Source organism: Sphingomicrobium sp. (assembly GCA_036563485.1).
Classification (GTDB): Bacteria; Pseudomonadota; Alphaproteobacteria; order Sphingomonadales; family Sphingomonadaceae; genus Sphingomicrobium.
Genome location: DATCMI010000001.1, coordinates 1,009,136 through 1,028,343 on the forward strand (window position 1 = coordinate 1,009,136; position 19,208 = coordinate 1,028,343).

Annotated in this window: 22 protein-coding genes and 1 tRNA gene; 7 read left to right on the forward strand and 16 right to left on the reverse strand. The window is 64.9% G+C overall.

All coding sequences use genetic code 11. The annotated features are described in order from the left end of the window. Positions 1-74 precede the first annotated feature (74 nt). The gene (locus tag VIL42_05285) at positions 75-989 is read left to right on the forward strand and encodes a zinc-ribbon domain-containing protein (GenBank protein HEY8592267.1); all 915 of its coding nucleotides are present in this window, start codon (positions 75-77) and stop codon (positions 987-989) included. A 4-nt stretch (positions 990-993) separates the two neighbouring features. On the opposite strand, the gene VIL42_05290 is transcribed toward VIL42_05285, so the two are convergent. Beyond that, on the reverse strand, positions 994-1,227 hold the full coding sequence (locus VIL42_05290; protein HEY8592268.1) for a hypothetical protein: 234 nt from the start codon (positions 1,225-1,227) through the stop codon (positions 994-996). Positions 1,228-1,386: 159 nt separating this feature from the next. Between VIL42_05290 and VIL42_05295 the strand changes: the two genes are divergently transcribed. Further along, a tRNA-Leu gene (locus VIL42_05295) sits at positions 1,387-1,473 on the forward strand. A 58-nt stretch (positions 1,474-1,531) separates the two neighbouring features. Here VIL42_05295 and VIL42_05300 read toward each other — a convergent pair. The 5 genes from VIL42_05300 to VIL42_05320 form a co-directional block, all read right to left on the reverse strand. Next, positions 1,532-4,234: an SdrD B-like domain-containing protein gene (locus VIL42_05300; protein HEY8592269.1), complete on the reverse strand. Its 2,703-nt coding sequence runs from the start codon at positions 4,232-4,234 to the stop codon at positions 1,532-1,534. 33 nt (positions 4,235-4,267) lie between these two features. Beyond that, complete coding sequence (locus VIL42_05305; GenBank protein HEY8592270.1) at positions 4,268-5,095, reverse strand: molecular chaperone; 828 nt, start codon at positions 5,093-5,095, stop codon at positions 4,268-4,270. Positions 5,096-5,185: 90 nt separating this feature from the next. Next, complete coding sequence (locus VIL42_05310; GenBank protein ID HEY8592271.1) at positions 5,186-5,698, reverse strand: DUF4402 domain-containing protein; 513 nt, start codon at positions 5,696-5,698, stop codon at positions 5,186-5,188. A 121-nt stretch (positions 5,699-5,819) separates the two neighbouring features. Then, a complete protein-coding gene (locus tag VIL42_05315) occupies positions 5,820-6,353 on the reverse strand; it encodes a DUF4402 domain-containing protein (GenBank protein ID HEY8592272.1) in 534 nt (177 codons plus the stop codon). 128 nt (positions 6,354-6,481) lie between these two features. Beyond that, a complete protein-coding gene (locus VIL42_05320) occupies positions 6,482-6,979 on the reverse strand; it encodes a DUF4402 domain-containing protein (GenBank protein ID HEY8592273.1) in 498 nt (165 codons plus the stop codon). A 190-nt stretch (positions 6,980-7,169) separates the two neighbouring features. On the opposite strand from VIL42_05320, the gene VIL42_05325 reads away from it, so the two are divergent. Further along, entirely contained in the window at positions 7,170-9,251 is a 2,082-nt protein-coding gene (locus VIL42_05325; GenBank protein ID HEY8592274.1) for a PBP1A family penicillin-binding protein, read from the forward strand. On the opposite strand, the gene VIL42_05330 is transcribed toward VIL42_05325, so the two are convergent. The 10 genes from VIL42_05330 to VIL42_05375 form a co-directional block, all read right to left on the reverse strand. Further along, positions 9,207-9,941, reverse strand: coding sequence for a YgjP-like metallopeptidase domain-containing protein (locus VIL42_05330; GenBank protein ID HEY8592275.1), 735 nt, complete (start codon positions 9,939-9,941; stop codon positions 9,207-9,209). The genes VIL42_05325 and VIL42_05330 overlap by 45 nt on opposite strands. Continuing rightward, complete coding sequence (locus VIL42_05335; protein ID HEY8592276.1) at positions 9,898-10,335, reverse strand: YcgN family cysteine cluster protein; 438 nt, start codon at positions 10,333-10,335, stop codon at positions 9,898-9,900. Before VIL42_05335 ends, VIL42_05330 begins: the two co-directional genes overlap by 44 nt. A 67-nt stretch (positions 10,336-10,402) precedes the next feature. After that, on the reverse strand, positions 10,403-10,888 hold the full coding sequence (locus tag VIL42_05340; GenBank protein HEY8592277.1) for an MmcB family DNA repair protein: 486 nt from the start codon (positions 10,886-10,888) through the stop codon (positions 10,403-10,405). Between the two features lie 87 nt (positions 10,889-10,975). Continuing rightward, positions 10,976-11,539: a cell wall hydrolase gene (locus VIL42_05345; protein HEY8592278.1), complete on the reverse strand. Its 564-nt coding sequence runs from the start codon at positions 11,537-11,539 to the stop codon at positions 10,976-10,978. 268 nt (positions 11,540-11,807) lie between these two features. Next, positions 11,808-12,152 (reverse strand): DUF1491 family protein, encoded by a 345-nt coding sequence (locus VIL42_05350; GenBank protein ID HEY8592279.1) that lies wholly within the window; start codon positions 12,150-12,152, stop codon positions 11,808-11,810. Between the two features lie 2 nt (positions 12,153-12,154). Further along, on the reverse strand, positions 12,155-12,649 hold the full coding sequence (locus tag VIL42_05355; protein ID HEY8592280.1) for a PTS sugar transporter subunit IIA: 495 nt from the start codon (positions 12,647-12,649) through the stop codon (positions 12,155-12,157). Positions 12,650-12,684: 35 nt separating this feature from the next. Continuing rightward, entirely contained in the window at positions 12,685-13,251 is a 567-nt protein-coding gene (locus VIL42_05360; GenBank protein HEY8592281.1) for an HPF/RaiA family ribosome-associated protein, read from the reverse strand. Positions 13,252-13,304: 53 nt separating this feature from the next. Further along, positions 13,305-14,003 carry a DNA polymerase III subunit epsilon gene (dnaQ, locus tag VIL42_05365; protein ID HEY8592282.1) on the reverse strand — a complete coding sequence of 233 codons (699 nt, stop codon included), beginning with the start codon at positions 14,001-14,003 and terminating at the stop codon, positions 13,305-13,307. Between the two features lie 8 nt (positions 14,004-14,011). Continuing rightward, positions 14,012-14,605, reverse strand: a complete 594-nt coding sequence (gene coaE, locus VIL42_05370; protein HEY8592283.1) for a dephospho-CoA kinase — start codon at positions 14,603-14,605, stop codon at positions 14,012-14,014. Beyond that, positions 14,602-15,174: a nucleoside triphosphate pyrophosphatase gene (locus VIL42_05375; protein ID HEY8592284.1), complete on the reverse strand. Its 573-nt coding sequence runs from the start codon at positions 15,172-15,174 to the stop codon at positions 14,602-14,604. The genes coaE and VIL42_05375 overlap by 4 nt, the downstream gene beginning before the upstream one ends. 304 nt (positions 15,175-15,478) lie before the next feature. Between VIL42_05375 and hemE the strand changes: the two genes are divergently transcribed. From hemE to VIL42_05395, 4 genes are all read left to right on the forward strand, one after another. After that, positions 15,479-16,531, forward strand: coding sequence for a uroporphyrinogen decarboxylase (gene hemE, locus VIL42_05380; GenBank protein HEY8592285.1), 1,053 nt, complete (start codon positions 15,479-15,481; stop codon positions 16,529-16,531). Continuing rightward, complete coding sequence (locus tag VIL42_05385; protein ID HEY8592286.1) at positions 16,528-16,980, forward strand: CopD family protein; 453 nt, start codon at positions 16,528-16,530, stop codon at positions 16,978-16,980. Before hemE ends, VIL42_05385 begins: the two co-directional genes overlap by 4 nt. 179 nt (positions 16,981-17,159) lie before the next feature. After that, the gene (gene rho / locus VIL42_05390) at positions 17,160-18,416 is read left to right on the forward strand and encodes a transcription termination factor Rho (protein HEY8592287.1); all 1,257 of its coding nucleotides are present in this window, start codon (positions 17,160-17,162) and stop codon (positions 18,414-18,416) included. 54 nt (positions 18,417-18,470) lie between these two features. Then, positions 18,471-19,199 (forward strand): YjbE family putative metal transport protein, encoded by a 729-nt coding sequence (locus tag VIL42_05395; protein HEY8592288.1) that lies wholly within the window; start codon positions 18,471-18,473, stop codon positions 19,197-19,199. Positions 19,200-19,208 lie beyond the last annotated feature (9 nt).

A 19,208-nucleotide genomic window follows, 5' to 3' on the forward strand; every position in this document is an offset into this window, starting at 1 on the left:
GCTTGCCTTGCAAAGGCCCATCCGTTGCTGTTTAGCTTGCGCGCACCGTCTCGGAAGAGGGCTTTTGTAACGCGATGATCCTCACCTGTCCGAACTGCGACACGCAATATGTGGTGAAGGACGGCGCGATCCCGCCGGGCGGCAGGCAAGTTCGATGCGCCGCGTGCAAGCATAGCTGGCACCAGGATCCCGAAGAAACCGCTTCTGCCGAAGATATTGGGACGTCCGAGCAAGAACCAGAAGCGTTCGCACCCACGAGCGAAGAGATCGCGCCCGAGGAGCAGCCCGTCGCCGAGGAACAGGTTTCCGAGGAGCGCGAGGACGAGGACGAGAGCTTCGTCGAGGCGACCCTGATCGAACCGCGGTCCGGCCCCGAGGCGGAGGAGCGCGCGTTCGAAGCCGCCCAAGCCGAAGCTCCGCCGGCCGACGAACCCCAGTCCGAAACGTCGACCTACGCCGCCGCGCCGTTTGATATGCGCAAAGCCGAGGAGTCCGACTGGAGCGAGCCGGCCCATGGCGAAGCACAGGACGACGAGTTCAGCCCGTTCGCAGCGACGCCGGAGCCGCAGCGGAAGGGGCGCAATACACTGCTGGCCACCCTCATCATCGTCCTGGTGGTTGTCGCGGCCGCTGCCGCCTTCTGGTTTCTGGCACCCGCCGATTTGAAGGCGAAGCTCGGCATTGGCGCCGCCGGTGCCACGCCGCTCGCGCTCGTCACCACGCATATGGACCGCCAAAGACTAGCGAGCGGCAACGAGACGCTGACCATTAATGGACGGGTGATCAATCCGACCGGCAAGGAGCAGTCCGTTCCGCCGCTCCAGGCGCAGCTCAAGACCAAGGCTGGAGAGGTCGTCTACAGCTGGACGATTGCCCCGCCGGCGCGTTCGCTACCTGCGGGCGCCAGCGCCAGCTTCTACAGCACCGAAGTGGATGTTCCCGCTGGCGGCGACGAGCTGACGATCACGCTCGGCACCAAGGAAAGCTAAAAGCTTACTCGAACTCGATCAGGCGGGCCGGCCGGACCAGTCCGTCTTCCGTCCGTACCTTGCGGTCGCGCGCTTTAGGCGCTTGCGGGTTCTCGTCACCGAACTTCAAGCGCACACCAGAGATAATCCGCACCGATGCGGTCGCCTGTGCGACGGCACCGGACGGTGCCCAGCGCGGCGGCTGGACGGGCGCGGAAAGCGCGGCAGCGGAGGCGACGAGCCAGAGCATGGCGATCACCGTAACGCTTTCCGTTCATAATGGTAAACGGCGCGTTAGGGTTTGTCCCGAAATGGACCGATCTTGCCTGTGTGCGCGCGGCATTGCGCGGGTGCGGGGGCTTTGCTAGGGCGCGCGCCTTGCCAGTGCCGGCGAACCTAAGCCGGCTAAACATGACGTGCGGTCGTGGCGGAACTGGTAGACGCGCAACGTTGAGGTCGTTGTGTCCGAAAGGACGTGGAAGTTCGAGTCTTCTCGACCGCACCATCAAAAGTCAGGGCCAGTCCGGCGGATTGGCTGAACTTTTGATCAGAGCTCCCGACATCTAGCGCAGCGAGCCGGGCCCCGCGCCACTAGTCGCTTGCGCGATTTGCGCGACGGGCGTCGGCTTGACGCTTCCAAGCCTCACGACCGACGTCTTCGCATCGATGGTGAACTGGATCCCCAGCTCGGGGCGGATTTTCGCGGCCGTCGCGGAAGCCGCCGCGACCCGCACGCTGTAATTGCCGTATGCCACCCGTTCGAACAGGAAGAAGCCGTCGTAGTCGGTGCGCGCAGTCGCGATGACTTTTCCGGTCGCGTCGACCAGCTCCAGGTCGACGCCCTCGAACCCGGTGCCGCCGCTCTTGACCAAGGCTCCCTCGACGTCGCCGCCACCGACCAGCGCGATCTGCACCTCGGCAGGAATTCCGGGCCGCGGAACGACGACCTGGAGCGCCTTTTGGGGCACGAGCATCGGGTCTGACAGGCTGGTGAGGTCGACGCCGACGGCGACCGCCTGGTAGGCGGTAAGCCCACCGACGATCGTCGTGCCGTCGCGCCCTGTTGCGCGCTCCGCCTGATGCGTACCGGTGGTAATCAGCGCGCCTTTCTCCCCCGGTTCGCCGGCATCGCGAACGCCATTGTCGTTGAGGTCGCGGTACACGACGGCGCGGACTTCGCCGGCCTGCGCAAGCGGCTGGCGCGACAAGTGAAATCCGTGGCGCGGATCGAGCGAAAAGCTCAAGTTGAGGCCGACGGCGACTGAACCGTCGGTCGCGGCTTCGCCGGTCAAGGCGATGGCCATGCTGTCGAGCCGCCGGATGTGGGAGACGCTCGCCCGCGCGCGGCGGGCCGGGCCATCGTAGGCCAGAGCCCCTTCCCAATTCACTTTGTCGCTTGCAGCCCAGTAGGCCTGGAGTTCGGCGGTGCGGAAGCGCGCCTCGGGCGACACGTCGAATGCCGTCGCGCCGCGAACGCGGACGCCGCCGCCGAAATAGCCGCTGCCGATCAGGTTCAGGCTGGTCGTAGCTGGCAGGCTCTTGCCGCCGGGCACGAGTTGCTTGCTGTACTGGACGCCGGCGGCAAGGTTGAAGCGGTTTAGGCTAGCGGACAGGCGCGTCGCGGCTTCGAGCGTCTTGCTACCGTCCGTGCGATCGCTGAGATGCACGTCAGCGTGCGCCGGAAGCACGGCTCGCCCGATTTTCAGCGGCGCGTCGAGCGCGAGCCGATAGTCCCTGAGGCTCCGGACCGCGCCGCCCTGAAAATGAAAATCTTTTGCAATGAGCGCCTGGGCATTGACGTTGACGCCGCCCAGCTTGCCGATCAGCTGGGCGCGCGCGGCGATGCCGCCGCCGGACTCCCGCGCCGCGCTGACCTCCGCCATCGCGAGCCCGATCGAACGCCGGACCGACCCTTCAACGAAGGTCACGCGCTGATCGTCGATGAGCATTACCCGTGCGAGCGCGGCGACCGACGTGCGCGTGTCGATCCCGTGCTCGAGTGCAACAGTGGCCTGGCTCTTCGCCACGCCTGCCCGGTCGGGCGGCTTCTCGATCATGAAGATGTCGTGCCCGGGCTGGCTGACTCCCGCCCAATACCAGGTCTTGCCGGGCGGCGCATTGTCCTGCCCGACATTGACCAGCTCTTCGCGGGTCCGGGTCTGCCCCTGAGGTCCGTAGAGAACGATCCTGATCCGGTTCTCACCGTAAAGAAGCTGAACATCTTCAAAGGCATAGCGCTGCCCTGACCCGGCCTTCGCGAAGGCGAGAAGCTCATCGTTGCGGTAAAGCTCGGCCTCCCAGCCGGCGGGCAGGTCGCCCTCGAAGCGAGTGCGGTCGAACGCCGTCTGGGTTGTCAGTGGCCGGTTGGTGATGACGGCGCCGCGGCCGAGCGCGGCCGAGCCGGTCAGCTTGCTGTCGAAGCCTTCGACATCGCCGGCGCCGAAGTGGGTCGCTTTGGCAGGGCCCAGCAATTGCGCTTCCGGATCCGAGCGATAGGCGCGCAGGCGCACATTGGTCGGCATCCCCTTCTGGTTGGTCGAAACCTGCGCGTCATACGACAGGCGCGCAATCTCGCCAGCCGCGTACACCGAGGACTGGCGGTCCACGCGAATTCCGTCCTTGGCTCGGTAGGTGACGCCCGCGCTAACCACGAAGTCGAGCGCGGGAGCGCGCCACATGCGATAAGGGACCCTAACCTGCGGCAGAGCCGCAAGATCGAACTTCGCCTTGCCGATGCGTGCGGCGCGGGCTTGCCGCTCCATCGCCAGCTCCACCGGCAGCTTTTCCGCCGCTTCAAGAAGCAGGACGGACCCGGCGGTCATCGGCTTTACTGATATCCCGAACCAGCGTGAGAGGGCGCTCGCCTGAACGCACCAGCCTTCAGGCGTTTCGCGGATCGTCCCGCCGGCGATCGGCTCGCTTCTGGAGCCGAATGTCGCAGTCTGCGCCGCGAGGTCGATTGAAATCCGGTTGGCTTCCTTGAACGCCCAACCGCTCGCCCGTTTCGTACCCAGGTCAACGCGGACCGGCACGTCCAGGGTTGTCAAAAAGTCGCCTAAGACGACACATGTGCCTTCGGGCGCCTGATAGGCGCGCACACCATCGCCAAGCCGAAGCTGGCGAATGGTAACCTCGAGCAGGAACTGGTCGTCGGGGTCCGCGGTCCAGGCGGGCGCTTGGGCGGAAGGCGCAGAAGCGCCGACGCCGCCGGCGCACAGCGCCACCAGCATCGCGGCCTTCCGCCACCATTTCCGGCCGCCCAGCACGGCTTGGATCCTGTTTCGGTCCCGTCCTTGCCTCTAGCGCAGCACCGCCTGGGTCTCGGCGATCTTCTCGGAACCGTCGTTGAAGGTCTCCAGATATTGGACCGTCACGGGGCCGGAGACATCGCCTTTGAACTCGGTGCTGACGGGGATGGTCACCTTGCGCTGGCCAACGTCGGTGTAGACGGCGACGGCCCGCTGGATGGCCACCGGATCCTTGACGCCGGCTTTGAGCACCCGGACCTCGCCAAAGGTCGAGCGGGTGCCCGTCCGGCTGAGCTCGAGCGCGATGGCCGGCTTGCCATCATCCTTTTGAAGCTTGACGTCCGTGATCGCCGCCTTGGCCTGGAGGTTGCCGAGGCGGACGATGACCGGGATGGTGACGCCGTAAACGGGGATAAGCTGCAGGCGCAGTCCCTTGGCCTGCTCGTCTTCCGGCTTGGCGACGGCGGTCGGCGGCGGAACCGCGCGGAACAGCAGGTGCACTCGATATTCGCCGTCGGGCAGGCCCGCCGGAGGACGCGCGGAGATGCGGATCGCCTGCGGCTGGTTCGGCGGCAGAGTCACGCGGCGCGGGGCATAGACGATCATGTCGGCCGCGGCCTTTTCCTGCGGCGTCGGCTCCGTCACCTCGACGAGATTGCCGTCCGGAGTCATCCGGCGGAATTCGACCGATACGCGATAGGTCGCCGGCTCGGTCCCGATATTGTTGAGAACGACTTCGGCGCCCTTGCGTCCGTCCAGCACCAGTCGCGTCGGCGCGACCAGAAGGTCACCGACGCCGGCATGGGCAATGGAGGAGGAGCTGACGATGGCTGCGCCGGCGATCGCCGCGCGGACGATCTTGTTGTTAAGAAAAGGCATTCCGGAAGGTCCCCACTTTCGCTCCCGCGCAGGGAGCTACCGAGGGGATGTTTTGCTCCAGAATGGTTTATTTTCGGTCAACCATAACGCTCATTGGTATTCGGCAATGACGTCGAAGGTGCCCGTATAGTCGCCGCCCGCCGTCGTCGAACTGAGGGTGATGGACCCTCCGAGCTCGAAATTGTTTCCCGGCGCGCCCGACGAGGTCAGTGCGACCGAGGCCGGAGCGTCGACGACCATCTTCAGCGTTTGCGAAGGATCGGTGCTGTTGACGAGAGTCACATCCGGCGCGGTGATGCGGACCACCATCTTGTTCGTGCCCGTCACATTGTATTGGGCAACCCTGGTTGCGCCCGAACAGATCACATTCGCATTTGCGCAGGTGAGCGCGCCGGTCCGTGACAGTGACACCGTCGCTCCCGTCCAGCTGCCTGGCTTCAAGGTGATGGTGCCGAGATCGAGGTTCTGAAGCGACGTGAGAGTCAGCGGCTTGATGATATTTGCCTGAACCGCGGCGCTCTGGGTTGCTGCACGCGCGGGCTCGGCGCGCTGCCCGGCAAGGCACGCGACAGCGATCAGCAGCAATCGGGCATGGCTGGCCATGGTCCCGGTTTTCCACCGGAATGGTTTATTTTCCGTCAACCATGAACGGCAACGAAAAAGGGGCCGCGGTGAGGCGGCCCCTTCGAACGTCGTGCGGGCAGAACCCGCCGATGGTCACGGCTTATTGGTAGGCGGCAGTGACGTTGAAATTGCCGGTGTAGACGCCGTCCGGAGTCGTGTTGGCAACCGTGACTTCGCCGCCGATGTTGAAGGTGCCGGCGCCGGTCGTCGCATCCAGGGTGACAGTCGTCGGGTAATATGCAGCGCCGCCCGAGTCAGTCGTCTTAAGCGTCAGCGTCACGGAACCTGGACCAGTCATGGTGACGTCCGGAGCGCTGATCGTGACCACCTGGCCCTTCGTGCCGGTGAGGTCGTACTTCGCGACGGTCGTCGTGCCCGAGCAGGTGACATTGGCCGCACAGGTGCGGACATTCCCGCTGCTCAGCTTGACGGTTGCACTGTAGGTGCCCGTGCCGGAAAGCACGATGTCGCCGAGGTTGAGGTTCGCGCTGCTGACGAGCGTCAGCGGACGAAGGATGCGGACCTTGGCCGTAGCGTCGGTGCCGGAGGTCACGGCAGCAGCAGCCGGGGTCGCAGCAAAGGCCAGCGCCGCGGCCGTCGCGGCGAGCGACGTCATGCGAAGAAGCTTGTTCATCTTATATTCCCCACTGGTTCAGTTCGCGGCTCCCGGCACTGAGCGCGGTTTACCGTGACGACGCTATTAACCCTGCCCGCTTACATCTTCCCTCAAGGGCATGGTTAATGGCGGCTTAGGGATTGGCCTCACTGATATTCGACGGTGATCGGCATCTCGCCGCGATAATTGCCCTCGGCGTCACCGCTGATTGTCACCCGGCCGCCGAAGCGAAAGCTGAGCTTGCCGGCGGAGTCGAGCTTGGGCAGCGCCGGCAGGTCGGTCATCACTTCGTCGACGCTGATCCGCCCGCCGCTGGTCGAATAAAGGTCGATGCGGCGCGGCATCTCGACACGGACCGCACGCGACGGTTCGCCGCGGACCACTGCACTGCCGACCATCGCGCGTGCGCTCATCAAGGCCACCGCGCCCTCGACGCGGTTGCTGCCGTCGGGCCGGACGACCGCTGCGCCACTGCCGGCTGCAGCAAGAACCAGGCGGTCGAAGTTGAGGTTCGTCTCGATCTCGAGCGTCAGCCCATCCGCATCGCTGCCGCCGTCGCGAGTCGTACTCGGCTGGTCGCACAGGCGGCATTGCGCCGGCGCCGGAGCCACGCTTCCGCCGCCGGCGGCAAGTGCCGCAACCATAAGGGCAAGGAGTCTCGAAGCGCCCATCGACGAGCGGAATAGGGGACGCAGCCTAAAACAGGGTTAACGGCGCGATAACGCCCGCCGCTTGCCGGGCTGCAGCAGCCCTATTGTCGGGTGGGGCGCAGCTTTCTATCCCAGCAGCCCAATGGCTCGCAATCGCTCCGCTCCGTCGAGAGGCTTCTCGTTCATGGGTCTGGTCAAATGGGCGGCCTATGCGGCGTTGCTCGGGATCCTCGGCCTGGTCGTCGCCGTCGCGGTCGCGACCGCTTACCTGCCGAGCTACGGACAGCTGACGCAGCGTTCCGATCTTGGGCAGATGATCCGCGTCCGCGCAGCGAACGGCCAGGTGCTGCTGTCCCTAGGCCCGAGCTTCGGGCGCTGGCTCCGCTACGACCAGATCCCGCCGGAGATGCGGGCGGCGATGATCTCCACCGAGGACCGGCGTTTCCGCAGCCATATCGGCGTCGATCCGCTCGGGATCGGCCGCGCGCTCGGGTCGGCGGTCACCAAGGGCCATCGCGTCCGCGCGACTTCGACCATCACGCAGCAGCTGGCGCGGAACATCTTTCTGACCAACAACCGCAGCTTCGTCCGCAAGATCAAGGAAGCCATCCTGGCGATCGCGCTCGAGCGGAAGTTCGGCAAGGACCAAATCCTCGAACTCTATCTCAACCGCGTCTATTTCGGCGGCGGCGCCTACGGGATCGACGCGGCGTCGCGGAAGTTCTTCGGCCATGGCGCGGATCGCCTAAGCCTCGGCGAAGCAGCGATCATCGCGGGGCTCGTCAAGGCGCCGTCAAACTATTCGCCGACCGCCGATCTCGAGGCCGCCCGCTCGCGCTCTGGCGTCGTCCTGCAGACGATGGTCCGCAACGGCTTCATCAGCGCCGACCAGGCCGCCGCAGTCGATCCCGCGGACGTCAAGATCCAGCAGACCACGAACAACAATAGCGTTCGCTACTTTACCGACTGGGCGCTGCCGCAGCTCGAGACATTGATCGATCAGACCAGCGACCCGATCGACGTCTGGACGACACTCGATCCTGCGCTTCAAGTCGCCGCCGACAAAGCAATCCGTGCGAATGCACCGAGCGGCGCGCAGGGCGCGCTCGTGTCGCTCGACCGCGACGGCGCTGTCCGGGCGATGGTCGGCGGCAAGGATTATGTCGCCTCCATCTACAATCGGGCGACCCAGGCGGAGCGGCAACCAGGATCGGCCTTCAAGCTGTTCGTCTATTTGTCAGCGCTCGAATCGGGCATGAAACCGACCGACACCATCGCCGACGAGCCGGTGACGATCGACGGCTGGACGCCGCGCAACTCGACCCGGACCAACCTCGGCCCGGTGACGCTGCGCGAAGCCTTCTCGCGGTCGATCAACACGATCAGCGCCAAGATCGGCCAGCAGGTCGGCTTCGGCACCATCGCCGATATGGCGCGCCGGTTCGGCATCACCACCCCGATCTCGACCTACCCGTCGATGGTGCTCGGATCGAGCGACGTCCGGCTGATCGAAATAACCCGGGCCTTCGCGTCCGTTGCAAACAAGGGTACGGCGGTGACGCCCTACGGCATCCGCAGGGTCGTCACGGCGGACGGGCGCCTGCTCTACCAGCATGATTCGGACGAGGGCCGGGTGCTCGTGGCGCCTTGGGTGGCGGCGGAAATGACCGACCTTCTGCAGTCGGCGGTCCTCTCCGGAACCGGACGTGCAGCGCAGATCGGCCGGCCCGTCGCCGGCAAGACCGGCACCACCTCCTCGAACAAGGACGGCTGGTTCATCGGCTTCTCGAGCGGGCTGACGACCGGCGTGTGGATGGGACGCGACGATGCGAAGCCGATCGGCGGCCTCCAGGGAGGTACGGCGCCGGCGCGCGCATTCCACGATTTCATGACCGTCGCCGTCGCCAAGCGGCCGGTCGAGCAGTTCGAAACGCGCGTCCCGCTGCCGGACTGGCAGCTGACGCCCGAGGAGCAGCTGTTCGGTGACCCAGGATTTGACCTTAACGGCGTTGGCGCGATGGTGGACGAGAACGGCTTGCCGATCGGTGGGCAGCCGGTCGGCGACCCGAATTACGAGCCGAGCCAACCGATGATCCGCCCGGACGGCACCGGCGACCCGAGCCAGCAGGAGCTCGACCAGGCCTTCCCGCCGCAGCAGCCGTCTCAGCGTCTACCTCAACCCCAGCCGCGGCAGCCTCCGCCGCCGGGGCCGGCCGGGCGCTCACCCCCGCCCGATCAGGCGCAGCCGGGGGCCAATCCGGCGTAGCTCCGACTTGGCGGCGGCGACGCCTTGGCCGAACAGCCGCGCTTCCAGGGTCTTGAACTCAGGGCCGTGATTCATGTGCACAAGGTGTGCGACCTCGTGCGCGGCGACGTAGCGTCGCACCTCCGGCGGGGCGAAGATCAGGCGCCAGCTCATCCGGATCCGCCGTTGCGACGAGCAGCTCCCCCAGCGCGTCGCCGCGTCTCCAACCGTCACGGAGCTCGGCCGAACGCCCGCCTTGAGAGCGAATTCGGCAATGTCGTCCGACATCAATATTCGCGCCCGCCGCTTCAGGAATGCCTCTATACGCGAGGCGAGGCTGGTTTCAGGCCCGCCGCAATGGAGCTCGTTTCCGGCAAGGCGCGGCGTCCGCGGCCAGTCCTCGCGCCAGACAATCGCGACCTCACGGCCCTCGAGCGGGATCGAGCGCCCGGGTGCGAAGGGTTCGCCCGGCAAGGCGCGCGCCATTTGCATGTCGATCCATGCGCGCTGGTCGAGCGCCCAGGCGAGCGCGGACCGGCGGCTGTGGCGCCACGGGCAGGTCAGCTTCAGCGTGCCGGAGGCTTCGTCAAAGCGCAGCCGCAACCGCCGCGCCCCTTTCACGCGCCTGATGTCGATCGGTGCCGGAAGTGCCGATTCCAGGTCGGCTTCAGAGCGGCCGGTCGACCACATGATATTCGAGTTCGCCGGCATCTTCCTCGCTGACCGTCCATCCGCGTGTCGACTGGCCGGCCTCGTGCACGGTCTCGCTGCTGCCGGAGATCAGATAGTGCCATTCCGGCAGCGGCTTGTCTTCGGCCCGCAGCCGGTAGGCGCAGGTTTCGGGAAGCCACTCGAGCTTACCGAGGTTGCTCCGGTCGAGCTTCACGCAGTCGGTGACCCGCTTCATCCGGTGCTTGTAGTCCAGGCAGCGGCCATTCCGCCGGTCGAGCAGCTTGCACGCGACATTGGTCGCGTAGAGGATTCCCGTCTCTTCATCCTCCAGCTTGTGGACACAGCAGCGGCCGCAGCTATCGCACAACGCCTCCCACTCGCCGCGGTCGAGGCTCGTAAGCGGCTTTTCCCAGAATGGCTGACGGGCGTTCATGACTGGCAGCAGATGCGCCCGCGACGCGGGGCAATCAAGGGCCGGTGGATGGCCGTAAGCTGTTGAATTAGCTGAAATCGCCCAGCGATGGGTCGATCTGCGCCGATAAGCGGCGAGCGGCGCGACGGGCGAAGCGGAGCAATTCCGCCTTTCGCCGCGCGGGCGCCAGCGGGCGGTGAGCGGCAGCGCGAACCACGGCCGCATCATAACGGTCGGCGACGATCAGCCCGGCATCGCCGGGAAGGAACCTTTCTTCATCGAGAAGCGGCGCCAGGTGCGGCGGCACCGCCCAGAAGAAGCGGTCGCAATATTCGAGATAGTCCGTCCACTTGCTGTCACCGAGCAGGTCGGACTTGGCGACCTTGATCTCGACGATCGTCAGTCCGCCCTTTGCATCGATTGCCATCAGGTCGGCGCGGCGGCCGTTCGGCAGCGGGACTTCGCAGATGGCGAACAGGTCCTGGCGGCAGAACAGCCGGGTGACGCCGCGCGCGACCTCACCGGCGACCGGCGGCGCATCGGTGAAGCAAAGAGACTCGGGCTGGCTGGCCATCCGCTCCTGCTAGAACAGAACGGCAACAAAAGAAAAGGCGGACGAGGTTGCCCTCGCCCGCCGCCCGCCCGCTTTCGAAAATGATTTTTAGCGGAAGAAGATGTGGTTGCCGATCGACGCGACGCGCTTCAGGCGCCAACCCGGCGACACGTAGCGCGCGTGGAAGAACAGAGCGTTGCCGACTTCCGAATCCTTGAGGTCCTGGTCGACGATCTTCGCGATCGCGACGGCGGTCTGCCACTGGCGGCTCGCCCGCGGCACCTTCGGCAACGTCTTGCCGTGCACGAACGAGAATTGCCCGCGCTGGAACAGCACGCCGCAATAGCTCGACGGGAAGCGCCCGCCGCTTTCGGCGCGATTGGCGATCACCTGACCGACGGCGAGCTGGCCGGCGAGCGGTTCGCTCTTGGATTCGAAATAGATGCCGGTCGCAAGGCATTCGATCTCGCGGCTGCCCGCTTCGGAGCTGCGCAGATCTTCAACCATCGAGGCGAGTGTCTGCTTGCGATCGACCTGCGGCTCGTCGGCGGCTTCAGGCTCAACCACTGCTTCCTGCGGAGCGGGAGGCTGGGCAAGCTGCGGTTGGCCGTTGGGATCGAGCAATTGCTGCACCGGAACCTTGCCAAGGGTCGCGTTAGCAACCGAGACCAAAGGTTCGCTTGAAGGACCGGCCTTGGCCGGCGCAATCAAAGAGGCGGTAAGCGCAGCACAAATCAGCAGCGCCGAACGAATAGAAGCCAAAACTGAAGCCGTATCTCTGCGGTGAACCGCCGTATTTTCGAGCGCCTGTACTTTGCACTACTTCCGCGTGCGCTCGCGGTGATTCCCCGTCTCGCGTGGCATTCCTGGCTATAACTGCCGAGGTAATGCCCCCCGCTCGTGTTGTCGTCAGCGGGTGTCGGGCAGCAACTCTGCCGGGTCAACCCGACGAGGTCGTTTCAGCGATGAACCGTTCGGCGTCCGCGATATCCAGTTCGATTGCCCACAAATCCGCGTCGAAGCGTGCCCGGCGCGCGAGGAAGTCGCTCACATCGGCGGAACTCGCCGATTCGCCCGGCCCGACGCTCTCCCAGCGGTAAGCGCCATCGCTTAACGAGAGCACCCGCTCAAGACACCGGACATGAGCGCCGCGGCTCGCGACGAACAGAAGGATCGACCCCCGCTCGGCATCGCCTTTTCGCAGCACGGTTGCGAAATCGCCCCCCGTAGCAGCGCGCCGGAGGATCGCGCTCACTTCAACGTGCGCGGGGAGGCGCTCGTCCACCCTTAGGCGGCGTCGCGCTCGTCGGCGGCCAGCAGCACCGCAGCCAGTGCGTCCCGACTGCGCGCGCCCCGCATCTTCTCGAGCGTTGCGGCATTGCGCGTGATCCGGCTGATCGCCGCCAGCGCCTTCAGGTGCTCGGCGCCGGAGTCGGGTGGCGAGAGGAGCAGGAACACCAGGTCGACTGGCCGCCCGTCGATCGCCTTATAGTCGAGCGGCTCAGCCACCCGCGCAAACAGGCAGTAGATTTGCTTCAGCCCCTCGACCTTGCCGTGGGGGATCGCAACGCCCTGGCCAAAGCCGGTCGAGCCGAGTTGTTCGCGTTCGACGAGGCTGGCGAGGATCTCCGCCGCATCAAGGCCGAGCCGCTGTGCCGCGACATTGGCGAGCTGCTGGAGAAGCGTCTTCTTGTTCCCGCCCGGCAGCGCTGGCTTGATCGCGTCGAAATCCAGGAAGTCGGAAAGGTGCATGACAAGGACTCGGGTGACCGCGGCAGCCACATGCCCGCCGCTCTGTTTGAATGCTTTGCCGGGGCTCAGGCGTCGTGCGGTTCGACCCAGCCGATGTTCCCGTCTTCGCGGCGGTAGATCATGTTGTACTCCCCCGTCGCGCTGTTCTTGAACAGCAGCGCCGTGGTGTTCCTGAGATCCATCAGCATGACGGCGTCCGAGACGCTCGATTCCGGGATGTCCACGCGGGTCTCGGCAATGATTGCCGGCGCGTCGGCTGCCTCGGCTTCTTCGGGCCCGGGCGAGAAGATCCGGTAGCCGGCATTCTCGACCACGGGACGCGCGCCGTCGTCGACCTTGTGGTCCTTCAACCGGCTCATGTAGCGGCGAAGCTGCTTTTCGATGCGGTCGGCCGCGCCATTGAACGCCATTTCAGGCTCACGGGCGCTGTGAGAGGCCTTGAGGACGACGCCGTTCACAATGGGGGCGACGATGTTGCACGAAAAGCCATTGTCTCCGCCCGGCTCGAACGTGACGTTCGCGCCAATGGCCCGGGAGAAATACTTTTCGGTGATTTCAGCCATGCGGCGTTGCGCGAGGTCATGCACCGAATCGCTGGTGTCGACCTGATGATCTGCAACGCGAATGTCCACTTGGCCTGCTCCTTCCGTAATCGGGGCCGCTTAGGACCGCCGAAAAGCTGGCGTCAACTGACCCCGGCGAAGCGTGCCCAAAGCGGATTGACGAACTGAGCCATAAACGCGCGGTGCCGTTCTAGTTCCTCATCGGCAGGCGCATGGGGGCGCGGGATTCTCGGTTCGCGGACCGTTACCGAGCCGGAAGATTCCTGCACCTTGACCTGCTCGGTGTCGGCAACGAGCCCGAGCCCGATCTGCCGCCCGCCGGTCAGCTCGACATAGACTTGCGCGAGGAGCTGCGCGTCGAGCAGTGCGCCGTGCTTGACGCGGTGGCTGCGGTCCACGCCGAAGCGCATGCACAAGGCGTCGAGGCTATGCTTCGCGCCAGGGTGCTTGCTGCGCGCGAGCACCAAGGTGTCGACCATCCGGCTGATGCAGACGCTCGGCCGGCCGCAGCGCTCGAGCTCATGGTTGAGGAACCCGAAATCGAAGCTGGCATTGTGCGCGACGAGCGGCGAATCCTCGAGGAAGTCGAGCAGCTCTTCCGCCTTTTCGGAGAAACGCGGCTTGTCCGACAGGAAGATCGTCGACAGCCCATGCACGGCTTCCGCCTCGAACGGCATGTCGCGCTCGGGGTTGAAGTAGGCGTGGAAGTGCCGGCCTGTCTCGACACGGTTGAAGATCTCGACGCAGCCGATCTCGACCATCCGGTCGCCGGCCAGCGGGCTCAACCCCGTAGTTTCCGTATCGAAGACGATTTCCCGCACGGCCGAAATTATCCTCCTTTGAGGATTCCGAGACAAGCGAGAATGTCGCGCACCTGGCCCTCAGTTGTGGATAGGTCGCACCCTGTATCGACGACAAAATCCGCGCGCCCGCGCTTCTCCGCATCCGGCATCTGGCGGGCGAGAATGGCCTCGAGCTTGTCCGGGCTCATGCCGGGCCGCTGGAGGACCCGAGCGCGCTGCACCTCGGCAGGCGCGGATACCACAACGATCTTGTCGAACTCGCCTTCCCCGCCAGTCTCGAACAGCAAAGGAATGTCGAACAACAGAGCCGGCGCATCGGCATGTACATCAATAAAACGGCGCCGCGCCTTCTGAACGGCAGGATGAACCGCGCTTTCGAGCAGCTGCAATTTCTCCGGATCGCCAAGTACCGCCGCCGCCAGAGCATCGCGGTCGAGAACGCCGTCCGTCACTGTCCCCGCAAAAAGCTCGCCAATCTGTTGGAGCAGAGGCGAGCCGTCGGACTGCAGCTTGCGCACCTCAGCATCGGCATCGAACACCGGCACTCCAGCGGCTTCGAACATCTTCGCCACCGTCGACTTGCCCATGCCGATCGAGCCGGTGAGACCGATCTTGATCATGCGGCGATCAACCCGCGGTCGCGCAAGGCGCCGAGCAAAGGCAGAAGCGGCATGCCCAGGATGGTGAAATAGCTGCCGTCGATGCGGTCGAACAATTGCACCCCGCGGCCCTCCATCCGGAACACGCCGACGCAATAGCCGACCTCCGGCCATTCGGCGTCGAGATAGGCGCCGATGAAGGCGTCGCTCAGCGGCCGCACCGATAATTCCGCCGTGTCTGCGATGCTCCATTCAACAGTGCCACCGCGGGCAAGAGCGACAGCGCTCGTCAACCGCATGGTCTTGCCGGAAAAGAAACGCAGGTGCTCCGCCGCCTCATCCCGGTCGTGCGGCTTGTTGAACTGGCGGCCCTCAACCGCAACCACACTGTCGCTGCCGATCACCCAGGCTTCTCCTGCGACGCTGCTCGCCTTGGCCTTGGCAAGCTCGAGCGCGATGGTGGCCGGATCATCGAGGCGCTGCTTGAGGACGTCTTCGTCCACGTCAGGTTTCACAGCTTCATAGCGGACGCCGGCAGCATCGAGCATCTGGCGGCGAATGGCGCTGGTGGAAGCGAGGATCAGGCTCAAGGAACAACCTTGTGGAAAAAGGGCAAAGGAATCGTAGCGCGAGGCTGGGGAGCGCCTCAACCAATGATTCCGCGCACGCCCGCCGAGCTTTGTTCAACGATTAATCCACGGGGACGAAAACTGCCCCCAGCCTGTGAATCATGGGAGCAGCTCAGCGCGACTCGCGGACTTCTCAGGGGAGGGTGGCACAAGGCCCTTGTTGGCAATTTCGGGAGCCGCGCCTAAACCCCGCGCTTCACCGCCCAATCACATCATCAATCTTCTTCTATAAATATATAAAAGAAGAGAAGAGGAGTGGCTTTCCATGCCTTCCGAGCTTCCGAACACGCCTGCGGCCAAGCCCCTGCTGGCGGTCCTCAAAGGCGAGCGGGTCGGCCCGCCGCCCATGTGGATGATGCGCCAGGCCGGGCGCTATCTGCCGGAATATCGGGCGCTGCGGGCGGAGAAGGGAAGCTTCCTCAACCTCGTCTACGCTCCGGACGCCGCGGCGGAGATCACGCTTCAGCCGCTCAAGCGTTTCCCGGAGCTCGACGCCGCCATCCTCTTCTCCGATATTCTGATCGTTCCCTTCGCGGTCGGTCAGAACCTGACCTTCATCGCCGGCGAGGGGCCGCGGCTGACACCGCCGCTGGGCTCAGCGGCACTCAACGACCTGACGCCGGTGCTCGCGCGGCTGGAGCCGATCTATGAAACCGTGCGCAAGGTGAAGGCGCAGCTTGCCGCCGAAAAGACGCTGATCGGCTTTGCGGGCAGTCCCTGGACCGTTGCGACCTACATGATCGCCGGCGAGGGCAGCCGCGACCAGGCCGACGCGCGACGCATGGCCTATGCCGACCCGCAGCGTTTCGGCGAGATCATCGGCCGGATCGAGGAAGTCACGCTCGACTATCTGTCGCGGCAGATCGACGCCGGCGCGGAGGCAGTGCAGCTGTTCGATAGCTGGGCAGGCAGTTTGTCGCCGAGCCAGTTCGAGCAATGGGTGATTGCGCCGACCGCAAGGCTGACGGCGGCGCTTCACGAGCGGCACCCGGGCGTGCCCGTAATCGGCTTTCCCAAGGGCGCCGGTGGCAAGCTCCCCGCTTACGCACGCGAGACCGGCGTCGATGCCATAGGTGTCGACGAGACGGTCGACCCGGCCTGGGCTGCGCGCGAACTTCCGGCTGGGCTGCCCGTCCAGGGGAACCTGGACCCATTGGCGCTGATTGCCGGCGGTGAGACTTTGGACAGCGCAGTCGATCGCGTCCTTGACGCCTTCGCCGGACGCCCGCACATCTTCAACCTGGGGCACGGAATCCTGCAGGACACGCCGATCGCGCATGTCGAGCAGCTGATCCGGCGGGTGAAAGGCAAAGAGTGAGCGATTTCGTCGGCTGGCTGGGCGCCGCTTATCTGTGGGTCAAGGCCGCGCATCTGACCTTCGTCATCTTCTGGATGGCGGGCCTGTTCCTGCTTCCCCGCTTCTACGTCTACCATCAGGAGACCGGCGTCGGATCGCCGGAGGACCGCGCCTGGATCGAACGGGAATCGCGAGTCCGGTCGATCATCCTGACGCCCGCGATGATCCTGGTTTGGGTGCTCGGGCTGATGCTCGCCTTTCACATCGATGCGTTCAGCCAAGGCTGGTTCCACGCCAAGCTTGCGCTGGTCGTCGCCTTGAGCGCCTATCAGGGCTGGCTTGGCGCCTATGGCAAGAAACTGGCTCGGGGGGAGCGGCCGCTCTCCGGCAAGGCGGTGCGGATGATCAACGAAGTGCCGGGCATCGCCGCGGCGATCATCGTCGTCCTGGTGATCGTCAAACCGTTCTAGTTCCGCGTCCCGATGCGCAGTGCTGATTGACAGCGGCGCCGGCCAGACATACCTCGAATCCCACGCGGCCGCGGTGAGTTCATGCGCCGGCCACGCTTCCCATTAGCGGCGTCCTGCCGCCTCCGGCTTTGACGACAGTTTGTAAGCTCGAGCACCAAATCCCAAGAAAAGACTGTTCCATGCACTTGAAAGAATTGAAGAAGAAAGCCCCCGCCGAGCTCGTCGCAATGGCCGAGGAGATGGGCGTCGAGGGTGCATCGACCCTGCGCAAGCAGGACTTGATGTTCTCGATCCTCAAGGTCCAGGCCGAAAACGGCGCCGAGATCATGGGGTCGGGCACCATTGAGGTGCTGAACGATGGCTTCGGCTTCCTGCGTTCGCCCGAGGCCAACTATCTCGCTGGGCCAGACGACATCTATGTCGCGCCGCAGATGGTGCGCCGCTTTGGCCTCCGCACCGGCGATACGGTCGAAGGCGAGATCCGGGGGCCCAAGGAAGGCGAGCGTTATTTCGCGCTGACCCGCGTCACCACGATCAATTTCGACGATCCCGACCAGGTTCGTCATCGCGTCAATTTCGACAATCTGACGCCGCTCTATCCGGACGAGAAGCTCAAGCTCGACACGCTTGACCCGACCATCAAGGACAAGTCGGCGCGGGTGATCGATATCGTCTCGCCGCTCGGCAAGGGCCAGCGCGCGCTGATCGTCGCGCCGCCGCGCACCGGCAAGACGGTGCTCCTGCAGAACATCGCTCGGGCGATCACCGACAACAATCCGGAGGTCATCCTGATCGTCCTGCTCATCGACGAGCGGCCGGAAGAAGTCACCGACATGCAGCGCTCGGTCAATGGCGAGGTCATCTCCTCGACCTTCGACGAGCCGGCGCAGCGCCACGTCCAGGTCGCCGAAATGGTGATCGAAAAGGCCAAGCGCCTGGTCGAGCACAAGAAGGACGTCGTGATCCTCCTCGACTCGATCACGCGTCTCGGCCGCGCCTACAACACGGTGGTGCCGAGCTCCGGCAAGGTGCTGACCGGCGGCGTCGACGCCAATGCGCTGCAGCGTCCGAAGCGCTTCTTCGGCGCGGCCCGCAATATCGAAGAGGGCGGTTCGCTTTCGATTATCGCCACGGCGCTGATCGACACCGGCTCGAAGATGGACGAGGTCATCTTCGAAGAGTTCAAGGGCACCGGTAACAGCGAAATCGTGCTCGACCGCAAGGTCAGCGATAAGCGCATCTTCCCGTCGCTCGACGTGGGCAAGTCCGGCACCCGCAAGGAAGAGCTGCTGGTCGACCAGAACGTCCTTACCAAGATGTGGGTGCTACGCCGCATCCTGATGCAGATGGGCACCGTCGACGCGATGCAGTTCCTTCTCGACAAGATGAAGGACGCTAAGTCGAACGAGGACTTCTTCGCCAGCATGAATCAGTAGGCGTTTGACGGTTCAGGTCAGAAGAGCCGTGGCTGAAAGGGACACCCAGCGTTGATCATCGACCTCCTCATGGCCGCCGCGCCTGCCGCCGCATCTGAAGGCTTCGGCGGGGTCGGCGGCATGTGGGACGCGATCGTTCGGGACTTTTCGAACATCACGGAGCCGGCGGCGTTCGCCGCCTTCGTCCAGGTACTGATGATCGACCTGGTGCTCGCTGGAGACAATGCGATCGTCGTCGGAGCGCTCGCTGCGGGCCTGTCGGCCGCGGAACGGCGCAAGGTCATCTTCATCGGCGTGATCGCAGCGCTTGTACTGCGAATCATCTTCGCCCTCGTCGTCACCCAGCTCCTGCAGGTGGTCGGCCTGATCATGGTCGGCGGCCTGCTGTTGCTGTGGGTGGCTTGGAAGATGTGGCGCGACCTTCATCACGGCAATGAGAGCGCCGGCTCGCCCGAGATTGAGGGCGATGAGCATAGCGGCGTTAGGTCAGCGAAGAGCTTTGCGGGCGCGGTGTGGGCGGTCGCGGTCGCCGACGTTTCGATGAGCTTGGACAATGTCCTCGCCGTAGCGGGTGCTGCACGCGAGCACCCGGGCATCCTCATCGTCGGCCTGATCTTCGCCGTCGCACTGATGGGTATCGCTGCAAACGTGATCGCCAAATATATCGAGCGCTACCGGTGGATCGCCTACGTAGGCCTGGTCGTGATCGTCTATGTGGCTGGCAAGATGATCTACGACGGCTGGGTCGATCCGCGGGTCGGCATCGGCACGCTCTTCGCCTAGCGGCTGCGC